General features: G+C 63.4%; 14 protein-coding genes. 8 read left to right on the top strand and 6 right to left on the bottom strand.

Annotated features, from left to right (window positions below; all coding sequences use genetic code 11):
• The first annotated feature begins 67 nt into the window (after positions 1–67).
• Together HNP00_RS11290 and HNP00_RS11285 are read left to right on the top strand one after the other, a co-directional pair.
• Positions 68–421, top strand: a complete 354-nt coding sequence (locus HNP00_RS11290) for a hypothetical protein (RefSeq protein WP_184739050.1) — start codon at positions 68–70, stop codon at positions 419–421.
• Between the two features lie 182 nt (positions 422–603).
• Complete coding sequence (locus tag HNP00_RS11285; RefSeq protein ID WP_184739048.1) at positions 604–1,032, top strand: OsmC family protein; 429 nt, start codon at positions 604–606, stop codon at positions 1,030–1,032.
• Between the two features lie 76 nt (positions 1,033–1,108).
• Here the strand turns inward: HNP00_RS11285 and HNP00_RS11280 are convergent, their stop codons facing one another.
• Positions 1,109–4,645 carry a S41 family peptidase gene (locus tag HNP00_RS11280; RefSeq protein WP_184739046.1) on the bottom strand — a complete coding sequence of 1,179 codons (3,537 nt, stop codon included), beginning with the start codon at positions 4,643–4,645 and terminating at the stop codon, positions 1,109–1,111.
• Positions 4,646–4,728: 83 nt separating this feature from the next.
• On the opposite strand from HNP00_RS11280, the gene HNP00_RS11275 reads away from it, so the two are divergent.
• Positions 4,729–5,646: a TIGR01777 family oxidoreductase gene (locus tag HNP00_RS11275; RefSeq protein ID WP_184739044.1), complete on the top strand. Its 918-nt coding sequence runs from the start codon at positions 4,729–4,731 to the stop codon at positions 5,644–5,646.
• Here HNP00_RS11275 and HNP00_RS11270 read toward each other — a convergent pair.
• Positions 5,643–7,220: a serine/threonine-protein kinase gene (locus HNP00_RS11270; protein ID WP_184739043.1), complete on the bottom strand. Its 1,578-nt coding sequence runs from the start codon at positions 7,218–7,220 to the stop codon at positions 5,643–5,645. The genes HNP00_RS11275 and HNP00_RS11270 overlap by 4 nt on opposite strands.
• Before the next feature lie 193 nt (positions 7,221–7,413).
• On the opposite strand from HNP00_RS11270, the gene lipB reads away from it, so the two are divergent.
• From lipB to HNP00_RS11255, 3 genes are all read left to right on the top strand, one after another.
• A complete protein-coding gene (lipB, locus tag HNP00_RS11265; RefSeq protein WP_184739041.1) occupies positions 7,414–8,082 on the top strand; it encodes a lipoyl(octanoyl) transferase LipB in 669 nt (222 codons plus the stop codon).
• Positions 8,079–9,098: a lipoyl synthase gene (gene lipA, locus HNP00_RS11260; protein ID WP_184739039.1), complete on the top strand. Its 1,020-nt coding sequence runs from the start codon at positions 8,079–8,081 to the stop codon at positions 9,096–9,098. The genes lipB and lipA overlap by 4 nt, the downstream gene beginning before the upstream one ends.
• Before the next feature lie 89 nt (positions 9,099–9,187).
• On the top strand, positions 9,188–9,952 hold the full coding sequence (locus tag HNP00_RS11255; protein WP_184739037.1) for a DUF4191 domain-containing protein: 765 nt from the start codon (positions 9,188–9,190) through the stop codon (positions 9,950–9,952).
• An 84-nt stretch (positions 9,953–10,036) separates the two neighbouring features.
• Here HNP00_RS11255 and HNP00_RS11250 read toward each other — a convergent pair whose 3' ends face one another.
• Positions 10,037–10,474: an RDD family protein gene (locus HNP00_RS11250; RefSeq protein WP_184739036.1), complete on the bottom strand. Its 438-nt coding sequence runs from the start codon at positions 10,472–10,474 to the stop codon at positions 10,037–10,039.
• A gap of 320 nt (positions 10,475–10,794) precedes the next feature.
• On the opposite strand from HNP00_RS11250, the gene glnA reads away from it, so the two are divergent.
• The gene (gene glnA, locus HNP00_RS11245) at positions 10,795–12,219 is read left to right on the top strand and encodes a type I glutamate--ammonia ligase (RefSeq protein WP_184739035.1); all 1,425 of its coding nucleotides are present in this window, start codon (positions 10,795–10,797) and stop codon (positions 12,217–12,219) included.
• A gap of 170 nt (positions 12,220–12,389) precedes the next feature.
• On the opposite strand, the gene HNP00_RS11240 is transcribed toward glnA, so the two are convergent.
• The gene (locus HNP00_RS11240) at positions 12,390–12,554 is read right to left on the bottom strand and encodes a hypothetical protein (RefSeq protein ID WP_184739034.1); all 165 of its coding nucleotides are present in this window, start codon (positions 12,552–12,554) and stop codon (positions 12,390–12,392) included.
• 221 nt (positions 12,555–12,775) lie between these two features.
• Between HNP00_RS11240 and HNP00_RS11235 the strand changes: the two genes are divergently transcribed.
• Positions 12,776–13,036 carry a hypothetical protein gene (locus HNP00_RS11235; protein WP_184739033.1) on the top strand — a complete coding sequence of 87 codons (261 nt, stop codon included), beginning with the start codon at positions 12,776–12,778 and terminating at the stop codon, positions 13,034–13,036.
• A 7-nt stretch (positions 13,037–13,043) separates the two neighbouring features.
• Here the strand turns inward: HNP00_RS11235 and HNP00_RS11230 are convergent, their stop codons facing one another.
• Positions 13,044–13,565 (bottom strand): GNAT family N-acetyltransferase, encoded by a 522-nt coding sequence (locus HNP00_RS11230; RefSeq protein WP_184739032.1) that lies wholly within the window; start codon positions 13,563–13,565, stop codon positions 13,044–13,046.
• Positions 13,566–13,615: 50 nt separating this feature from the next.
• Complete coding sequence (locus HNP00_RS11225; protein WP_184739031.1) at positions 13,616–16,627, bottom strand: bifunctional [glutamine synthetase] adenylyltransferase/[glutamine synthetase]-adenylyl-L-tyrosine phosphorylase; 3,012 nt, start codon at positions 16,625–16,627, stop codon at positions 13,616–13,618.
• Positions 16,628–16,636: the final 9 nt, after the last annotated feature.

Genomic DNA, 16,636 nt, shown 5'->3' with positions numbered 1-16,636 from the left:
TTTTGTGCGCTCATTTTGCTCCGTGGCTTTGCTACGGCACGTAGAAGATTCTGGCTAAGCTGGAGCCATGAGTATTCTCTTCAACGTCCTGCTGTTCTTGCACATCGTCGGCGCAGCCATGATTGTGGGTTTCTGGATCGCTACCATGAAGCAGCCGACCGTCCACCCACGCCAGCGGGACGGCGCATTCGTGCAGCTGATCACTGGCATTGCCATGATGGGAATCCTGCCCATGCTGCCCAATGCCGACCCCAACTACTTCAAGCTCGGCATCAAGTTCGCCATTGGTCTCGCCGTGGCCGTGCTCGCCGTCATTGGCTCCCGCAAGGTCAAGAAGGGCGAACCGGTCTCTACCGGCCTGGCCCACGGCGTCGGCGGACTGGCGTTGGTCAACATCGCGATCGCCACGATCTGGCAGTAATACCCTGATGGACAAGCGGCCGCCCGGACTCACCGTCCGGGCGGCCGCTGCCGTTTAACCCGTGGCGGTCACAATCCTCTGAGAGCGGACAAGCGGTGCGCCGCCGTCGTCGAATCCTTAGGATTGAGCCCGGTGGCATCCGGCATCCGGATGCCAATTCGCAACGACGCTGAGGAGTGGACATGGCTACAACACGCACCGCACACACCGTATGGAACGGCAACCTGATCGAAGGCGCCGGCAACACCACGCTGGACAGCTCCGGACTCGGAACCTTCAACGTGACATGGAAGGCCCGCGCCGAGTCCGCAGAAGGCAAGACCAGCCCCGAAGAGCTGATTGCCGCCGCACACTCGGCGTGCTTCTCGATGGCATTCAGCAACGGCGTGGCAGGCGCAGGCTTCACGCCGGAAGAGGTCAACACCAAGGCCGACGTCACGTTCCAGCCGGGCGAAGGCATCACGGGCATCCACCTGACCGTGAGCGCACGCATCCCCGGTGTTTCCGAAGAAGAATTCCAGCGCCTCGCCGAAGACGCCAAGGTCAACTGCCCGGTTTCCCAGGCACTTCGTGCAACTCCGATCACGCTGGATGCCACGCTCGCTTCCTAGCGGCGACACGTCCAAAGCAGCGAAGTCCCCGCCTTTCCTTCCGGACGGGCGGGGACTTCGTTTTGCGGGCCTTCGGCTAGCCCTTTTGCGGCCTGGCGGGCAACGCAACGGGACGGACCTTGCGATAGCCTTCACGCAGCGGAGGCCGGTCCGTGGGCAGTTCCTGGACCATTTCCTTGAGGGCTCCGATCCCGTATTCCAGCTGGGGATCGGTGCCTGCTGCGTACGCGTGCGGCGGGAACACCACCTCAATGTCAGGCTCAACGCCGAAGTTCTCCACGCTCCAGCCGATCCCGCCGGAGAACCACGTGGCGTAACGCGGCTGGGTCACACCCGTGCCGTCAGCCAAGGAGAAGCGGTTGTCGATGCCCACCACTCCGCCCCAGGTCCGGGTGCCGATGACCGGGCCGATGCCGCGGAGCTTGGACACCTGCGTGATGATGTCGCCGTCGGACCCGGCGAATTCGTCGGTGAGGATAATGACTGGCCCGCGCGGAGCATGATGGGGGTAGGTGCGCGGCTTTTCGCCGCGGGGCATGCTCCAGCCGGTGACCTTGCGGCCGATCAACTCGGCCACCAACTGGGAAGTGTGGCCGCCACGGTTGCGCCGGACATCAACAATCAACCCATCCAGAGCAGTCTCGGTGTCAAGATCCCTGTGGAGCTGCGCCCAGCCGTTGGCCATCATGTCCGGCACGTGCAGGTAACCGAACTTTCCGTCCGACGCCTCGCGCACGGTACGCCGGTTGGCATGTACCCATTCCTGGTACCGCAGGCGTTCCTCGTCCTTCACCGGAACCACGGCAATGCGCCGCTGCCGTCCGGCAGCTTCGCCATGCCCGTTGCCGTTCAGGAGCGTGAGTTCCACGGCGCGGCCTGCGGCGCCCGCCAGTAGTTTGGCTGGGGTAACGTCCGCGGAGAGCCCGACGCCGTCGATTGCCAGCACAACGTCGCCCACCTTCGCGTCGGCTCCGGGGCGGGTCAACGGCGAGTTGGCGAGGGGGTCTGAGGAGTCTCCTGCGAGGATACGTGTGATCTCCCAGCCAACCTCCGTCAATTGGAGGTCGGCACCAAGCCGTCCCTGTCCATTGCTGCCGGGTTCAACCACAGCCGCCGGACGCACGTACGCGTGGGAGGTACCGAGCTCGCCATGGAGTTCCCACAGGAGGTCCACCAGATCGTCGTGGGAGCCCAGTCGCTCGACGACGGGACGGTACCGGCGGTGCACCGATTCCCAGTCCTGGCCGGCCATGTCCTCGGTCCAGAAGAAGTCCCGCTGGAGCCGCCATGCTTCGTCGAATGCTTGCCCCCACACTGCCAACGGATCCATGATGACCCGGATCCGGTTGAGCTCAACCTTCACGCGCTCAGCTGAGTCTTCATCAACTTTCACGTCCGACGGCACGGCAACAACCTGCTTGTCGTTGACCAAGACCAGTTTCTTGCCGTCTCCGGACAGACGGTAGCGCTCAACAGCAGAAGCCAACGTGACCTGCTTTTGCTTCGAAAGCTCGTAGCGGACCAAAGCGGGAGCTGGCGCCTTGTCCTGCACTTTCCCCCGGCCTTCTCCAGTGACGCCTGAAAGTGGGGTGTCCAGCCAGAGCAGGGCATCGCTCGAGGCCGAAAGCTCGGAATAGTTGCCTTGCGGTACCGGGACGCCGATGACACGCAATGGCAGGCCCTCGAGGTCCACGCGGACCTGGACAGCCGCGCCGGCCACAGTGCCGTCCTCGGCGCCGTCCGTCGCCCCTGGGGAGGCCTCAGCGTCACCCTCGTCGAACAGATCCACTACTGGCCCGAAGGGAGATGGAGTGTCCGCTGCGAGTGCCACGAGGTACGGCTTGATGGGGCTGGGGAAGGACAAATCAAAGGCGTGGCCGTCGTAGACGGGATCAAAACTGCGGTTCGACAGGAACGCCAGGAACTTGCCATCGGGAGTGAAAGCGGGTGATTCGTCGCAGAAACGGCCGTCGGTGACATCCACAATGCTTTCCGGACTGGCCGCGTTGACCATCCGCATCTTGCTCCGCGAACCGAACGACGTCACGGGTTCGGACCAAGCCAGCCATTGTGAGTCCAGCGACCACGCGAGTCCATCAATGCTGCCCTCCCCTACGCTCACAATCAGCGACAGGGTGCCGCCCGCCGTATCGGCCAGGTACACATCACCGAATGCTGTCCCCACTGCAAGCCATTTGCCGTCAGGACTGGCTTCGAGGGCGCTTGGACGCGCTGCCCTGGGAAAGTCGATCCGCTGGACGTCGAGGCGCAACCCGTCCCCTCCGCTCTCCATTGCGCCGTCGGGCATCGCCGCGCTGCCCTCGGAAGCCGCAGCGGCCTGCGTGTGGGAGAGCGGATGCCGAGCCGGGGACGTCATCGGCTGTCCCGCGATCGCTGACGCGGAAACGGGACGCGGCAATTGTTCGGCAACAGCCTCATCGGACGCCAGCGGCATTCCGGTTTCCGGCGTCGCAGTGGCCGGGTCCTGGACTCGCGCTGCGCTGGTCGGCCGTGGGACACGCGGGGCGATCCTCTTGATGTAAACCGAGTCGACGCCGTCGTGGTCCGCTACATAGGCGATACGACCGTCGCTCAGCGGCCGGGGAAGCCTCGCCCGCACGCCGGGAGTCGCTTCGACTACCCGGGACGGCCCGTCCTTGTGGCGCAGCCAGTGGATGGTTCCGTGGGATTCCACTGCACTGGCTGAACCTTCAGCGTTGGGGAACACTTCGCCCAAGTGAGCGGGAACTTTGAGGGGTGCCGCCCGGCGCGACTGTGATGCCGAGCCCAGCGTGATGTCCAGCCGCACCGCCTCGGCGTCGGACTCAAGCGTCGGCAGGATCCACAATTCGCCTGCCGATTCGAAGATGACCCGTTTGCCGTCGCTCGCAGCGTGCCGGACATAGAAGCCCTCGTGATCGGTGTGCCGGCGCAGATCCGTTCCGTCGGGCTGAACGGAGTAGAGATTTCCGAAACCCTCGTGGTCCGAAAGGAAGGCAATCCGGCCGCCTACCCACAGCGGATCCGCGAGATTCCCGTCGAGCTCGGGGACCAGACGGGCGAACTCGCCGTTCCCGTCAGCGTCGATCCACAGCTTTCCAGCTGTACCGCCGCGATACCGCTTCCACCAAGCAGGCTCACGGGAGAGCACACTGGCCAGGACAACGGGACGCTCGTCCCCTACTTCCGGGCCGAACGCCAGCGATTCCACAGGACCGAACGGAAGCTCGACGGCCGGGCCGCCGTCGAGCGGCAAAGCGTAAGCGTGGGTGTGCCGCCCTTCGGCCTGTTCGAAAGCGCTGGTGACCACCACATCGCCCCCGGAGGTGAATCCCTTGACCCGGGTGGTGCTGTGGCCGAAGTAGCTCAACTGCCGGTACCCGCCGCCGTCGACCTCTGCTGTCACCACCTCGGGAGCTGCGCCGACGATCGTCGTCCAGACAAGCCGCTTGCCATCGGGGCTGAAGCGGGGATTGCGTGAAGGCAACTGCTGGGCGGAAATCCGCCATGCGCGGCCTCCTGCCACGGGCGCAATCCAAACGTCGTCTTCGGCCACGAAGGTGAGCAGGTCACCGTGCAAATGCGGGAAACGGAAGTAGCTGGAGGAGGTCATTGTTCGATCATAGTCAAAGGAGAAGCAAGCTCTTTGAGACCTGCCGGAGTGCCGAAGTGACACTCGCCATGATGTGATGAGGCATGCGAATCGTGATTTCGGGAGCATCAGGATTTATCGGAACGGCGCTGGCCGATCGTCTTCTTCGCACAGGGCACGACGTCGTCAAGCTGGTTCGCCGCACACCAACGGGAACCAGCGAAGCACAGTGGGATCCTGCCGCGGGGCAACTGGATGAGGCAGTACTCGACGGTGCCGATGCCGTGGTCAACCTCTCCGGGGCAGGTATCGGGGAGCGCCGCTGGACCAAAGCACGGGTGCGGGACATCATCGACTCGCGCTTGCGGACAACAAAAACGCTCACGGCGGCCATGGGACGGCTGGGCACTCCGCCCGGAACATTCCTGAGTCAATCGGGGTCGCACTACTATGGCGCGTCCCGAGCCGGGCTCCTGCGCGAAGATTCGGGCCCCGGCCAAAGCGTGCTGGCGCGGCTCTGCGTCGACTGGGAAGCCGCCGCCCACACTGCTCCCCGGGGCGTCCGCGTGGTGACTCCCCGCACCGGCGTGGTACTCAGCCCGGCCGGTGGCGCGGTGGGCCAGCTCCTGCCGCTGCTGAAACTGGGCCTGGGCGGACCGCTAGGCAACGGTCGGCAATACTGGCCATGGATCTCCTTGGCCGATGAAATCACGGTTATCGAATTCCTGCTGGACTCGTCGCTCGAGGGTCCCGTCAACGTGTGCGCCCCGGAAAGTGCCGACGTCAACGCCATCGTTGCGCAGTTGGCGGCGGCCCTGCATCGGCCGGCGTTCCTACGCGTACCCGCCCCGGCACTGCGCCTCGTCTTGGGTGGCCAACTGGCAGAGGAACTGGTCCTCGCCAGCCAGCGCATGGAACCGGCGAGGCTGATGGACGCCGGCTTTGCCTGGCAGCACCCTGCACTGGCGGACGCCGCCCGATGGGTGGCAAGCGGTGGCAAGTGGTCCCCCGAATCCGGCTAAGCCTGCTTGGCCAGGATCTCGGTGATCCTCCACCCCCCTTCGCTGCGTAAAAGGACCACCCTGAGTTCCTGTGGTTGGCCGGCGGGACGCGTGCGGACCACTTTCCCTGCGGCGTCCCGTTCTTCATAGGCCGAGGTCTCCGCCCTGACAGCAACTGTTGCGCGGTCCCGGCTGGCAGCGCCTTCCACGCTCACGCTGGTCAAGGCGGTGGAGAAGCCCGAAAGAACCAAGGCTGCGCCCTCCAATTCGTCCCTGACTTTGCCGTCCGCGGCAGCAGCAGCCGAGCCCTGTGCGTTGACGTGATCCAATAGCTCAAGCTTGCCGGTACTGAACGCCGTGTCCCGAAGCGCCGATAATCCCCTGATGGCTTCCTCGGGGTCTTGGGATCGAATCTGGTCCCGCACCGCTGCGGGGACCTCGTCGAGGCCGGCCCCCTTCAGGCGGTTCCCCGGCTGGCCGGGCGCCGGCGTCAACTCCTGCGTTTGCTGCCCAACTCCCTGTCCTCGATCGCCAGCCCACCAGATACTGATCGCTGAGCCGGCAACCACAAGTATCCCGAGAGCGAGCAGAATGGACGCCGCCCGCCGTCGCGCAGAACTAAGCGCAACAGCCCACCGCCCCCTTCTTCCTCCCCGTGGCGAGCGGAAGCGTCCGAAGAACTTCCCGAAGCGGGCGCGCTTTGAGCGGGGATCAACTGCCCGACGCCGGGTCATCAGTTCCGGAACAACCGTCGCGTGCACCGAAACGGAAAGGTCCACGGCTTCCGGCGCTGCGCTCCGGTAGACGGCGGTACCCAATTCCGCCGCGGAAGGCCGTTGATGCCCGTCTGGATGCAGTCCGGCCTCGATGGCAACGGCCAGGGCCGTGGGGACCGCGGGCACCAGCAGAGTCAGGGGCGGCCTGCGGGCCGCAGTGTCAGGGGCGGAACCAGTGAGGCAATACCAGCCAAGGGCCGCGAGGGCATAGGTGTCGCGCTCAGGCCGGAGTTCGGGACGCTCCCCGACCATCGGAGCTGGATCTGCGAATCCGGGAGTGCCGAAGTCCGGGACGCCGGAAGTGTCACCCACCTTCCGCGAAACGCCCACATCCGACAGAAGCGGCTTCCCCTGGGCAGTGAAGAGCACATTCCCGGGCGAAACGTCGGAGTGTGTCATGCCCTGATGATGCAGATAGGCCAAGGCCTGTGCCAGAGGAGTAAGGATGGTCACCGTCTCGCCCACGTTGAGACGCCCCCTGCTGGACACAAGCTCCCCTAGCGAACCCCCGGGTGCGTAATCCATGACCAGGCCCAGGCCGCCGTCGAAAGGCCCTGCCAACTCTACGACGCCACGGACCTTGACGAGGTGCTCGTGATCCAGCCTGGACAGAAGATGCACCTCACGGAACATGGCGGACTTGGCCTTGCCTGGGTCCTCCATCTCCGGTTTCAGGCCAAGGCATTTCACGGCAAAACTGCTCCCGGACCGCTGTTCCGTGGCGAGCCACACCGCGGCACTTCCGCCGCGGCCCAGCTCACGGACGGGGACGAAGCCGGGAATCACCGGCTCTGAAGAGGCAGTCCCCTGGAGGGGCATGGCTTTATCGTCGTCCTGAGCACCCCTGCCGGTCGAAAAAGTCTCCATGACTCAACAGATACCGGAATTCCCGGATCGCCGCAGAAGTTATCCACAGGCCTGCGTGGCACGAGCCGTGCGACCCAGCCGAGTACGACTGAGAGCTTGGCCACAAAAGCATGGCCTGCGCCCAGCGGGGTCTAAGCTTGTCCCCATGACTCTTGAGTTTTCACAGCTGGGTCTTGCCCCGGAATTCGTTGACTACATGCAGGGCTGGGATATCCAGCGCGAACTCCACAACAAAGTTGTTGCCGGCGAGAAACCCAGCACCGTCTTACTCCTTGAGCACGCGGCGGTCTACACCGCAGGCAAGCTCACTGAGGACCACGAGCGCCCCTTTGACGGCACTCCCGTCGTCCCTGTTGATCGGGGTGGCAAGCTGACTTGGCACGGACCGGGTCAGCTGATCGCCTATCCCATCCTCAAACTGAAGAACCGTGCCGGGATCCGCGACTACGTCGAGCGACTGGAAGCCGTCATGATCGCGATCATGGAGGACTACGGGATCAAAGCCACCCGGGTCAAAGGGCGTGCAGGCGTCTGGGTCCTCGCCGACAGCAAAGGTCCGGACCGCAAGATCGCTGCGATCGGCATCCGCGTCCTGGACGGCGTCACCATGCATGGCGTAGCCATCAATTGCAGCAACGATCTAGCTCCTTACGCACAGATCATCGCGTGCGGAATTACGGATGCCAGCGTCACCACCATGTCCATTGAGACCGGCCGGACCATCAACCCGGCCGACATTGCTGAGCGCTTCGTAGAAGAGTTCCGCAAGCACGAAGAAGCACTCGTATCCAGCCCCGAAGGAGCACTCCAGTGACCCTGGCACCTGAAGGCCGTAAGCTGCTGCGCGTTGAACAGCGCAACAAAGCCGTCCCGGTCGAACGCAAGCCCGAGTGGATCAAGGCCAAGGTCCAGATGGGCCCGGAATTCGTGGGCCTGAAGAACCTCGTGAAAAAGGAAGGCCTGCACACCGTCTGCGAGGAAGCCGGCTGCCCGAACATCTTCGAGTGCTGGGAAGACAAGGAAGCGACCTTCCTGATCGGTGGCTCCGAATGCACCCGACGCTGCGACTTCTGCCAGATCGACACCGGCAAACCCTCCCCCGTGGACATGTTCGAACCCACCAAGGTCGCCCGCTCCGTCCAGTCCATGGCCCTGCGCTACGCCACCGTGACCGGCGTCGCCCGCGACGACCTGGAGGACGAAGGCGTCTGGCTCTACGCCGAAACCGTCCGCAAGATCCACGAACTGAACCCCGGCACCGGCGTGGAACTGCTCATCCCGGACTTCTCCGGCAAACCCGAACACATCACCGCGATCTGCGACTCCGCCCCGGAGGTGTTCGCGCACAACGTCGAGACCGTGCCCCGGATCTTCAAGCGCATCCGCCCGGCGTTCCGCTACGACCGCTCCCTGGACGTCATCACCCAGGGCCGGAACCTGGGCATGGTCACCAAATCCAACCTGATCCTGGGCATGGGCGAAACCCGCGCCGAAATCTCCGAAGCCCTTACCGACCTGCACGCCGCCGGTTGCGACCTGATCACCATCACCCAGTACCTGCGCCCCTCCGAACGGCACCTGCCCGTGGACCGCTGGGTCAAACCCCAGGAATTCGTGGACCTCCAGCACGAGGCCGAGGAAATCGGCTTCCTCGGCGTCATGTCCGGCCCCCTGGTCCGCTCCTCCTACCGCGCCGGACGCCTCTGGGCCACCGCGATGCGCAAGAAGGGCCGCGACATCCCCGCCCACCTGGCCCACATCGCCGAGGGCATCCAGGACTCCGGCACCACCCGCCAGGAAGCCAGCACCCTCCTCGCACACCACGCTTAGCACTCCAGCAAAAGCACGGTCAAAGGACCGGACCCCGGACAAATCCGGCGTCCGGTCCTTTGGCATAAATCACGTAGAATTAAGGCACTATGGCGAAATCCCCTGATTCCAGCAACTCGACAACATCGGCTGCCGACGCTCCCAAGCGCGGCTTGTTTTCCCGCAAGCCCAAGGAAGCCAAGGCCAAGAAGCCGAGCCAGCTGAAGCAGATCGGCGAGGTCTTCAAGATGACCCGCCGCAATGACCCCATCGTTGTGTGGCTCATGCTTCTGGCGTTCCTCGGCGTCGTTGCTGTCAGCCTCATCGTGGGTCTCCTCCTGAACAATTGGGTCACGGGCCTGATCATCGGCATCCCCCTGGGCCTGCTGGCAGCTGTCTTCATCCTCTCGCGCCGCGCGGAACGGGCGGCCTTTGCGCAGATCGAGAACCAGCCTGGAGCCTCAGGTGCGGCTCTGGGAACCCTGCGCCGCGGCTGGATCACGGAAGACCAGCCGGTCGCGGTCAACCCCCGCACCCAGGACGCGGTCTTCCGCGCCATCGGCCGTCCCGGCGTAGTGCTGGTGACCGAAGGACCTTCGCACCGCGTCAAGCCGCTGGCTGACGCCGAGCGCAAGAAGCTCTCACGCATTCTCCCGAACGTGACGATCCACGTGATCGAAAGCGGCCGTGGCGAGGGCCAGGTGCCCATCAGCCAAATTGCAAAGACCATGAACAAGTACAAGAACGAGCTCACCAAGGTCGAGGTCAACGCCGTCAGCAAGCGGATCTCTTCGCTCGGCAACCGCCTGCCGATCCCGAAGGGCATCGACCCGTACAAGGCTCGCCCGGACCGCAAGGCAGCCCGCGGACGCTAAGACAACAGACAAAAGAACCGCCCGGTTCCTGGATGGATAATCCAGGAACCGGGCGGTTCTTTTGTCTGCTTATCTGCGGAAAAGTTACATCCGGATGAGAATCGTGTTCATGGCTTTGTCGTGGAGTCCACGCTGGTCGGGATCAAAGACAACCGCGGGAATCACGAGGCACAACAGAAGGGTCCTTACCAACGCGGCCAGCGGGCCTGCCGGCGCGCCACCAAGGCGCACCACGTGGATGCCCGCAACACGGTGTCCAATGCTGTAGCCGAGCGTGCCGATGAGAAGGATCTGTTCCACCGCAAAGACTGCAAGCGTTGCCCACTGGTTGCCACCGAAGGCGAAGTTGCTGATCGCCAAGGCAATGACCCAGTCGATGCAGATCGCCAGGATGCGACGGCCGGCCCGGGCGATGGAGCCGGGACCGGACACGGGCAATCCGAGCCGTTCTCCCGGGTACTTGGAGATTCCGGACGTATCCGGCCCTGTGAGCCATGAACCAATGTCTTTTCGATCAACCACACGTCAAGCTTACGGCTTCACCATCGGATGCCCGACGACGGGCGGTGGGGCCCGGTGGAGTGTTCACTGTGTTCACAAGGAAACAGACACACGGAAGAAAGACATAGACTGGCACTGCAGTAGACCAGTAGCGTTTACACGGCAGGCAGTTCTGTAACCTGCACGAAACAATACTGACACCGCTGGGAAATCCCCTTTCCCTAGGGTTGGAGAAGTTGCTAGCCGCCGATGCAGGGACACTTTTTTGTTTCCCTGCCTTCGGTTTGCGCTGGATCAGACGGCCCTGTTGGCCTGTTACCTGTTATGCGATAGGAGCATAGATGTTCAAGACTGCGGACGAAGTCCTCAAGTTCATCAAAGACGAAGACGTAAAGTTCGTCGATATCCGCTTCACCGATCTTCCGGGCGTCCAGCAGCACTTCAATGTGCCGGCGAAGAGCGTCGACGCTGACTTCTTTGTCAACGGTCAGCTCTTTGACGGATCTTCCATCCGCGGTTTCCAGGGCATCGCCGAGTCCGACATGCAGCTCATCCCGGACGTCACCACGGCCTTCATCGACGCCTTTCGCGTCGAGAAGACCCTCGCGCTGAACTTCTCCATCGTGAACCCCCGCACGGGAGACCCGTACCACCGCGACCCGCGCGGCGTTGCCGAAAAGGCCGAAGCCTACCTTGCCTCCACCGGCATTGCGGACACGGCATTCTTTGCTCCCGAAGCTGAGTTCTACGTCTTCGACAACGTTCAGTTCGAATCCTCCCCGCAGGGTTCCTTCTACAAGGTCGACTCGATTGAAGCCCCTTGGAACACGAGCCGCGAAGAAGAAGGCGGAAACCTCGGTTACAAGACCCCCTTCAAGGGCGGCTACTTCCCGGTATCCCCGGTTGACCACCAGGCCGACCTCCGCGACGCCATGTGCCTCGCCCTGGACGAAGCAGGCCTCGAAGTCGAGCGCTCGCACCACGAAGTCGGCGCCGCAGGTCAGGCTGAGATCAACTACAAGTTCACCACGCTGGTGCACGCTGCCGACGACCTGCAGAAGTTCAAGTACGTCATCAAGAACACCGCGTGGGAGTACGGCAAGTCCGTCACCTTCATGCCGAAGCCGATTTTCGGTGACAACGGCTCGGGTATGCACTGCCACCAGTCCCTCTGGAGCAACGGTGACCCGCTGTTCTACGACGAGAAGGGCTACGCCGGCCTCTCCGACACCGCACGCTGGTACATCGGCGGCCTGCTGAAGCACTCCTCCGCTGTGCTCGCCTTCACCAACCCGACGGTCAACTCCTACCGCCGACTGGTCAAGGGCTTCGAAGCTCCGGTCAACATGGTCTACTCGCAAGGCAACCGCTCCGCCGGTATCCGCATTCCGATCACGGGCTCCAACCCGAAGGCCAAGCGCATCGAGTTCCGCGCTCCGGACGCCGCCTCCAACCCGTACCTGGCGTTCGCTGCACAGCTCATGGCTGGCATCGACGGCATCCGCAACCGCATCGAGCCCCCGGCTCCGATCGACAAGGACCTGTACGAACTGCCTGCCGAGGAAGCCAAGGACATCCCCAAGGCTCCAGGCTCCCTTGAGGAAGCACTTGAGGCCCTGCGCGAGGACAACGAGTTCCTGCAGGCCGGCGGCGTGTTCACCCAGGACCTGATCGACACCTGGATCGAGTACAAGTACGAGTACGAGATCCGTCCGCTTTCGCTGCGCCCGAACCCGTACGAGTTCGAGCTCTACTACGGCGTCTAAGTAACACCGCAGGAAGCATAAGAAGGGGTCATGGGCAAGCGCCCGTGACCCCTTCTCCGTTTAACTCCTGGGGGGCGAAAATCGCACAAAAAAGGACGGCTGTGTCTTCGAAGACACAGCCGTCCTTTTGTAAAGGCCTCGAATTCCCGGGGTCGGACCCCCAATTTTCCCTACACCCGCCGGCGCCCGCTAATCAACCGGAAGAGGAAGACGACGATCGCCAAGACGATCAGTATCGGGGCGATCCAGAGAAGGAACCCCAGGGCCTTTACCGTGCCGCCAATGATAAAGAAAACGATCGCGATGACCGCGACGATTCCGAGGATGACATTCATGATGTACCTTCCGTTTCAGTCGTAAACATTCTGATGATTGCCTTTATCGCTGTACAAACCTCAGCAACCTTACTGTAAGCATGCTTATTATTCTAATCCGCACCCGCGGAAGCCTGTCGCCGCAGTGGACGCCGTGGTACGTTCAGCGTGATCAGGATGCTTAGAAGCGAGTCCTCATCCCTTCCGGCTCCTGACGCAACTTCTGAAAGCGGAGGCATACGATGACAACCTTGATGATCTTCCATGAGGTCGACGACGTGGAGCACTGGCTCAGCTCACCAAAACGTGAAGAAATCTTCGGACCCATGGGCATTACGGTTCGAACGTTCGCAGACCCGGCAAAAACCAACCGTGTCGGACTGATCGTCGAAGTCCCGGACATGGAAACATTCCAGCGAATGATGGAGTCCGAAGTTGCGGCCGAGGCCATGAAATTCGACGGCGTGCGCCCGGAGACAATCCTGACGCTCGTCGAGTCCTAGATACCGCCTAACGGCTGAACTCCCGGTACATCGTCCATTGCGGACCGGAGGAACCACCCAGGTACCTGCCGCTGTCGATAAAGCCCGCTTTCTCGTAGGCGGCGCGGGCTGCCGGATTGCGCTCATTGACGGAGAGTACGACGCCGGCCTGGCCGCCACCCAGCCTCGCCGTCAGCTTCAGCCCTTCCCGGGCAGCGGCGGCGGCGGCCTGGGAACCCAAGCCTTTCCCTTGGTGCCGCCGGTCGATCAGGAATCCCCGCAAGAGCCAGGCGGAATCGTCGTCAGGCCATCCTGCCAGGGTCGCGGCACCGGCCTGCAACGTGAAAACTCCGACGGCGGCACCGGCCTCTTCGATCACATACGGCAGGCGGGTTTCGTCCTCCAAGCCCATGAGCATCATCGTGAAAGGGTCCCCGACAAAGTCCTCCTGCCCGGCTGCCAGTTCCATAGCCGCGACGTCGCCGAGCTTGATGGCGCGAGCATCGTCGTCGAGGTTCTTCAAGGGAATGATCCACACCGTTTCAAGCATCCTTCGAGCTTAGCTGTCCACGCGCTGCGTCCTGTGGCTCGAACGGCAAATCACTGGCCGTAGAAATCCTTTTCAAACACCGCCCGGGTCCGCCGGCTCAGGCGCAGGTAGTCCTCTTCGAACACTGCAGCTTGGCCGGGGGCGTAGCCGCACCAGCGGGCAACTGCCTCCAGGTCCCGCCGGGAGGCAGGCAAGAGGTCAGAGGCGCGCCCGGTGCAAATAACATTTGCCGATCGGATACGGCTCGCGAGCCTCCACGCTTCGCGCAGCAACACGACGTCGCTCTTGTCGATCAAGCCCAACGACTCAATGGCGTCAAGCGCCTGCAGCGTGGAGGTGGTCCGGAGCTGCGGATGTTCGCCCGCGTGTTGGAGCTGCAGCAACTGCACAAGCCACTCGACGTCGCTCAGTCCGCCCCTGCCGAGTTTCACGTGCCTCGCCGGATCTGCCCCCCTGGGGAGTCGCTCGGACTCGACGCGGGCCTTGACCCGTCGGATCTCCCGCAGATCCGTTTCAGCGAGTGTCTTAGGGTAGCGGATGGGGTTGATGAGCCGGAGGAATTCTGCCGCCAATTCGTCGTTGCCAGCCATGGGTTGGGCCCGCAGAAGCGCCTGCGCCTCCCAGATAAGGGACCACCGGCGGTAGTACTCCGCGTAAGACTCCAGTGAACGGACCATGGCACCGCTCTTCCCCTCGGGGCGAAGATCGGCGTCAACGGCTAGGACACGCTCGGCGAGGATGGCCGGTTTAAGGGGTTGGGTCAGGAGGGTGGAAATATGCCCCACAATGGCGAGGGCCTGCTGCTGCGCTTCCGATTCACCTGCCCCGGGAAGGGCGCGATGAACGTACATGACGTCTGCATCCGAGCCGTACCCGATCTCGCGTCCGCCTTGCCTGCCCATGGCAACCACCAGGACCTGCATTTTGAGGGGGCCCTCGGAGGCCACGATAGCTTCAGCGACGTGCAGGGCGCCTAGAACTGCTGCCCGGTCGGCGTCGGCCAATGCCGTGCCCACTGCATCCTGCTCGAGGAGGCCGGAGCTGTCCGCGATGGCAATACGGAGGATCTCCCGGCGTCGGATGAGCCTGATGAGCCGCATGGCATTTTCGGGATCGGCATGGCGTGACATCTTGGATTGGATTTCCTGCCACTGGGCTTCGAAGCTCAGGGGCATGAGTTCCTTGTCGGCCCCGAGCCAGGCAACGGATTCCGGGGAAACTTCCAGGAGGTCCGCGATCAGCCGTGAGTTGGAGAGCACGTGGCAAAGCCGCTCGGCTGCCGCCTGTGAGTCCCGGAGCATTCCGAGATACCAATGGGTGGTTCCGAGGGCTTCGCTGACACGACGGAAGGCGAGCAGTCCGGCGTCGGGGTCTACTCCTTCGGCGAGCCAGCCGAGAAGGATGGGAAGCAGCTGCCGCTGAAGAGCGGCGCGTCGGCTGACCCCGGCTGTGAGGGCCTCAATATGGCGCATGGCCCCTTGCGGGTCGCGGTAGCCGAGTGCTGCTAGCCGACCCTGAGCAGCTTCCGGAGTGAGCCTGGCGTCTTCGCTGCTCAGCTTTGCGGCAGTATTGAGCAGGGGCCGGTAGAAGATCCGATCGTGCAGTTCCCGGACGGATCGCTTGGTCTTCTGCCAGGTTTCGATCAGGGCGTCAGGATGTGGCCTGCCAGTGGCAAACGGCCCCAGGACGGCCTTCGCGAGGAATCGCAGGGAGTCCTGGCTGGTGGGCATGAGGTGGGTACGGCGCATCTGGAACAGCTGGATCCGGTGCTCAAGGACCCGCAGATAGCGGTAGGCGGCGTCAAAAGCGGCGGCGTCGACGCGGCCAATGTAGCCGCCTGCGGACAGAGCGGAGATTGCCGACGTCGTATCCCGGCAACGGAGCGTTTCATCGGACTTTCCGTGGACGAGTTGCAGGAGCTGCACCGTGAACTCAACGTCGCGGAGGCCGCCGGGACCCAGCTTGATCTGGCGTTGTTCTTCCGCGGGAGCAATGTTGTTGGTGACCCTGCGGCGCATCGCCTGCACGGATTCCACGAAGCCTTCCCTGCCGGCCGAGGCCCACACGAGCGGCTGGACGGCTTGCTCGTAACGCTCGCCCAGTTCCTTGTCCCCAGCGATGGTCCGGGCTTTAAGGAGCGCTTGGAACTCCCAGCTTTCAGCCCACTTCGCGTAGTAGCTCAAGTGCGAGGGCAACGTCCTGACCAGCGGACCCGATTTCCCCTCAGGCCGCAGGTTCGCATCAACCTCCCACAATCCGGGTTCGGACCCTGTGGAAGAAATGGCACGCGAGATCCCTGCGGCCAGGGCCGTACCGATTGTCGCGGCCTTGGCATCCTCAAGATCGGGTGCCTCGATCACGTAGATCACGTCGACGTCGGAAATGTAGTTGAGCTCGCGGGCACCGCATTTGCCCATACCGATGACAGCCAGCCCGACGCCGGCAATATCGGTAGCATCGAACGTCGCCGCTGCTTCCGCCCGGGCCACCGCCAGGGCGGCCTCTATCGCGGCACCGGCGAGGTCGGCCAGTTCGGCGCCGACGGCGGGCATGAAGTCCTGGGGGCTGGCGGCGCAGAGGTCCTTGATGGCCAGTTCGGTCAGCCCCCGCCGATAGGCCGTCCGAAGAGCGGCGTATGCGCTTGGTCCCGACATTCCGGCAACGGGCCTCGGAGAGTTGGGGTCCGCTTTGACCGAACGGAGGAGTTTCATCCGTAGCTCGCCGGCGTCGGCAGACAACGGCTCAGGGCTGACCCGGACATCGAAGACGTCCAGATGCTCCGGATGCCTGATGAGGAACTCCCCCAGGGCCTCGGAAGCCCCCAGCAGGCGATATAGCGGCTCGCTGCGATCCGGGTGCTCCCCCGCGAGCTGTTTGAGTGAAGGGTGCTTTTCAATCAGGCGGACGAGCGACTGGAGCGCGGTGTCCGGGTTGGCGCTCAGGTGCAGCCCGGCAAAGATCGTGTCTTGGTCGATGCCGTCGAGTTCACGGGCGGCAAGGAACCGTTCACCCTTCTCAAGGTCGCTGAAGCCGGCTGAGATGAGCCGGCGGGCCAGGCTCACACCCACAGC

It is taken from the genome of Arthrobacter sp. AZCC_0090 (assembly GCF_014207375.1).
Classification (GTDB): domain Bacteria; phylum Actinomycetota; class Actinomycetes; order Actinomycetales; family Micrococcaceae; genus Arthrobacter.
This window is presented reverse-complemented; position numbering and strand designations above follow the sequence as displayed.

Coding starts and splice junctions, on each gene's coding strand:
- HNP00_RS11280 (WP_184739046.1), bottom strand. CDS start 4,645: ATGACCTCCTCCAGCTACTTCCGTTTCCCGCATTTGCACGGTGACCTG.
- lipB (WP_184739041.1), top strand. CDS start 7,414: ATGACTCTTGAGTTTTCACAGCTGGGTCTTGCCCCGGAATTCGTTGAC.
- HNP00_RS11270 (WP_184739043.1), bottom strand. CDS start 7,220: ATGCCCCTCCAGGGGACTGCCTCTTCAGAGCCGGTGATTCCCGGCTTC.
- HNP00_RS11235 (WP_184739033.1), top strand. CDS start 12,776: ATGACAACCTTGATGATCTTCCATGAGGTCGACGACGTGGAGCACTGG.
- HNP00_RS11255 (WP_184739037.1), top strand. CDS start 9,188: ATGGCGAAATCCCCTGATTCCAGCAACTCGACAACATCGGCTGCCGAC.
- HNP00_RS11275 (WP_184739044.1), top strand. CDS start 4,729: ATGCGAATCGTGATTTCGGGAGCATCAGGATTTATCGGAACGGCGCTG.
- HNP00_RS11230 (WP_184739032.1), bottom strand. CDS start 13,565: ATGCTTGAAACGGTGTGGATCATTCCCTTGAAGAACCTCGACGACGAT.
- HNP00_RS11240 (WP_184739034.1), bottom strand. CDS start 12,554: ATGAATGTCATCCTCGGAATCGTCGCGGTCATCGCGATCGTTTTCTTT.
- glnA (WP_184739035.1), top strand. CDS start 10,795: ATGTTCAAGACTGCGGACGAAGTCCTCAAGTTCATCAAAGACGAAGAC.
- HNP00_RS11290 (WP_184739050.1), top strand. CDS start 68: ATGAGTATTCTCTTCAACGTCCTGCTGTTCTTGCACATCGTCGGCGCA.
- HNP00_RS11285 (WP_184739048.1), top strand. CDS start 604: ATGGCTACAACACGCACCGCACACACCGTATGGAACGGCAACCTGATC.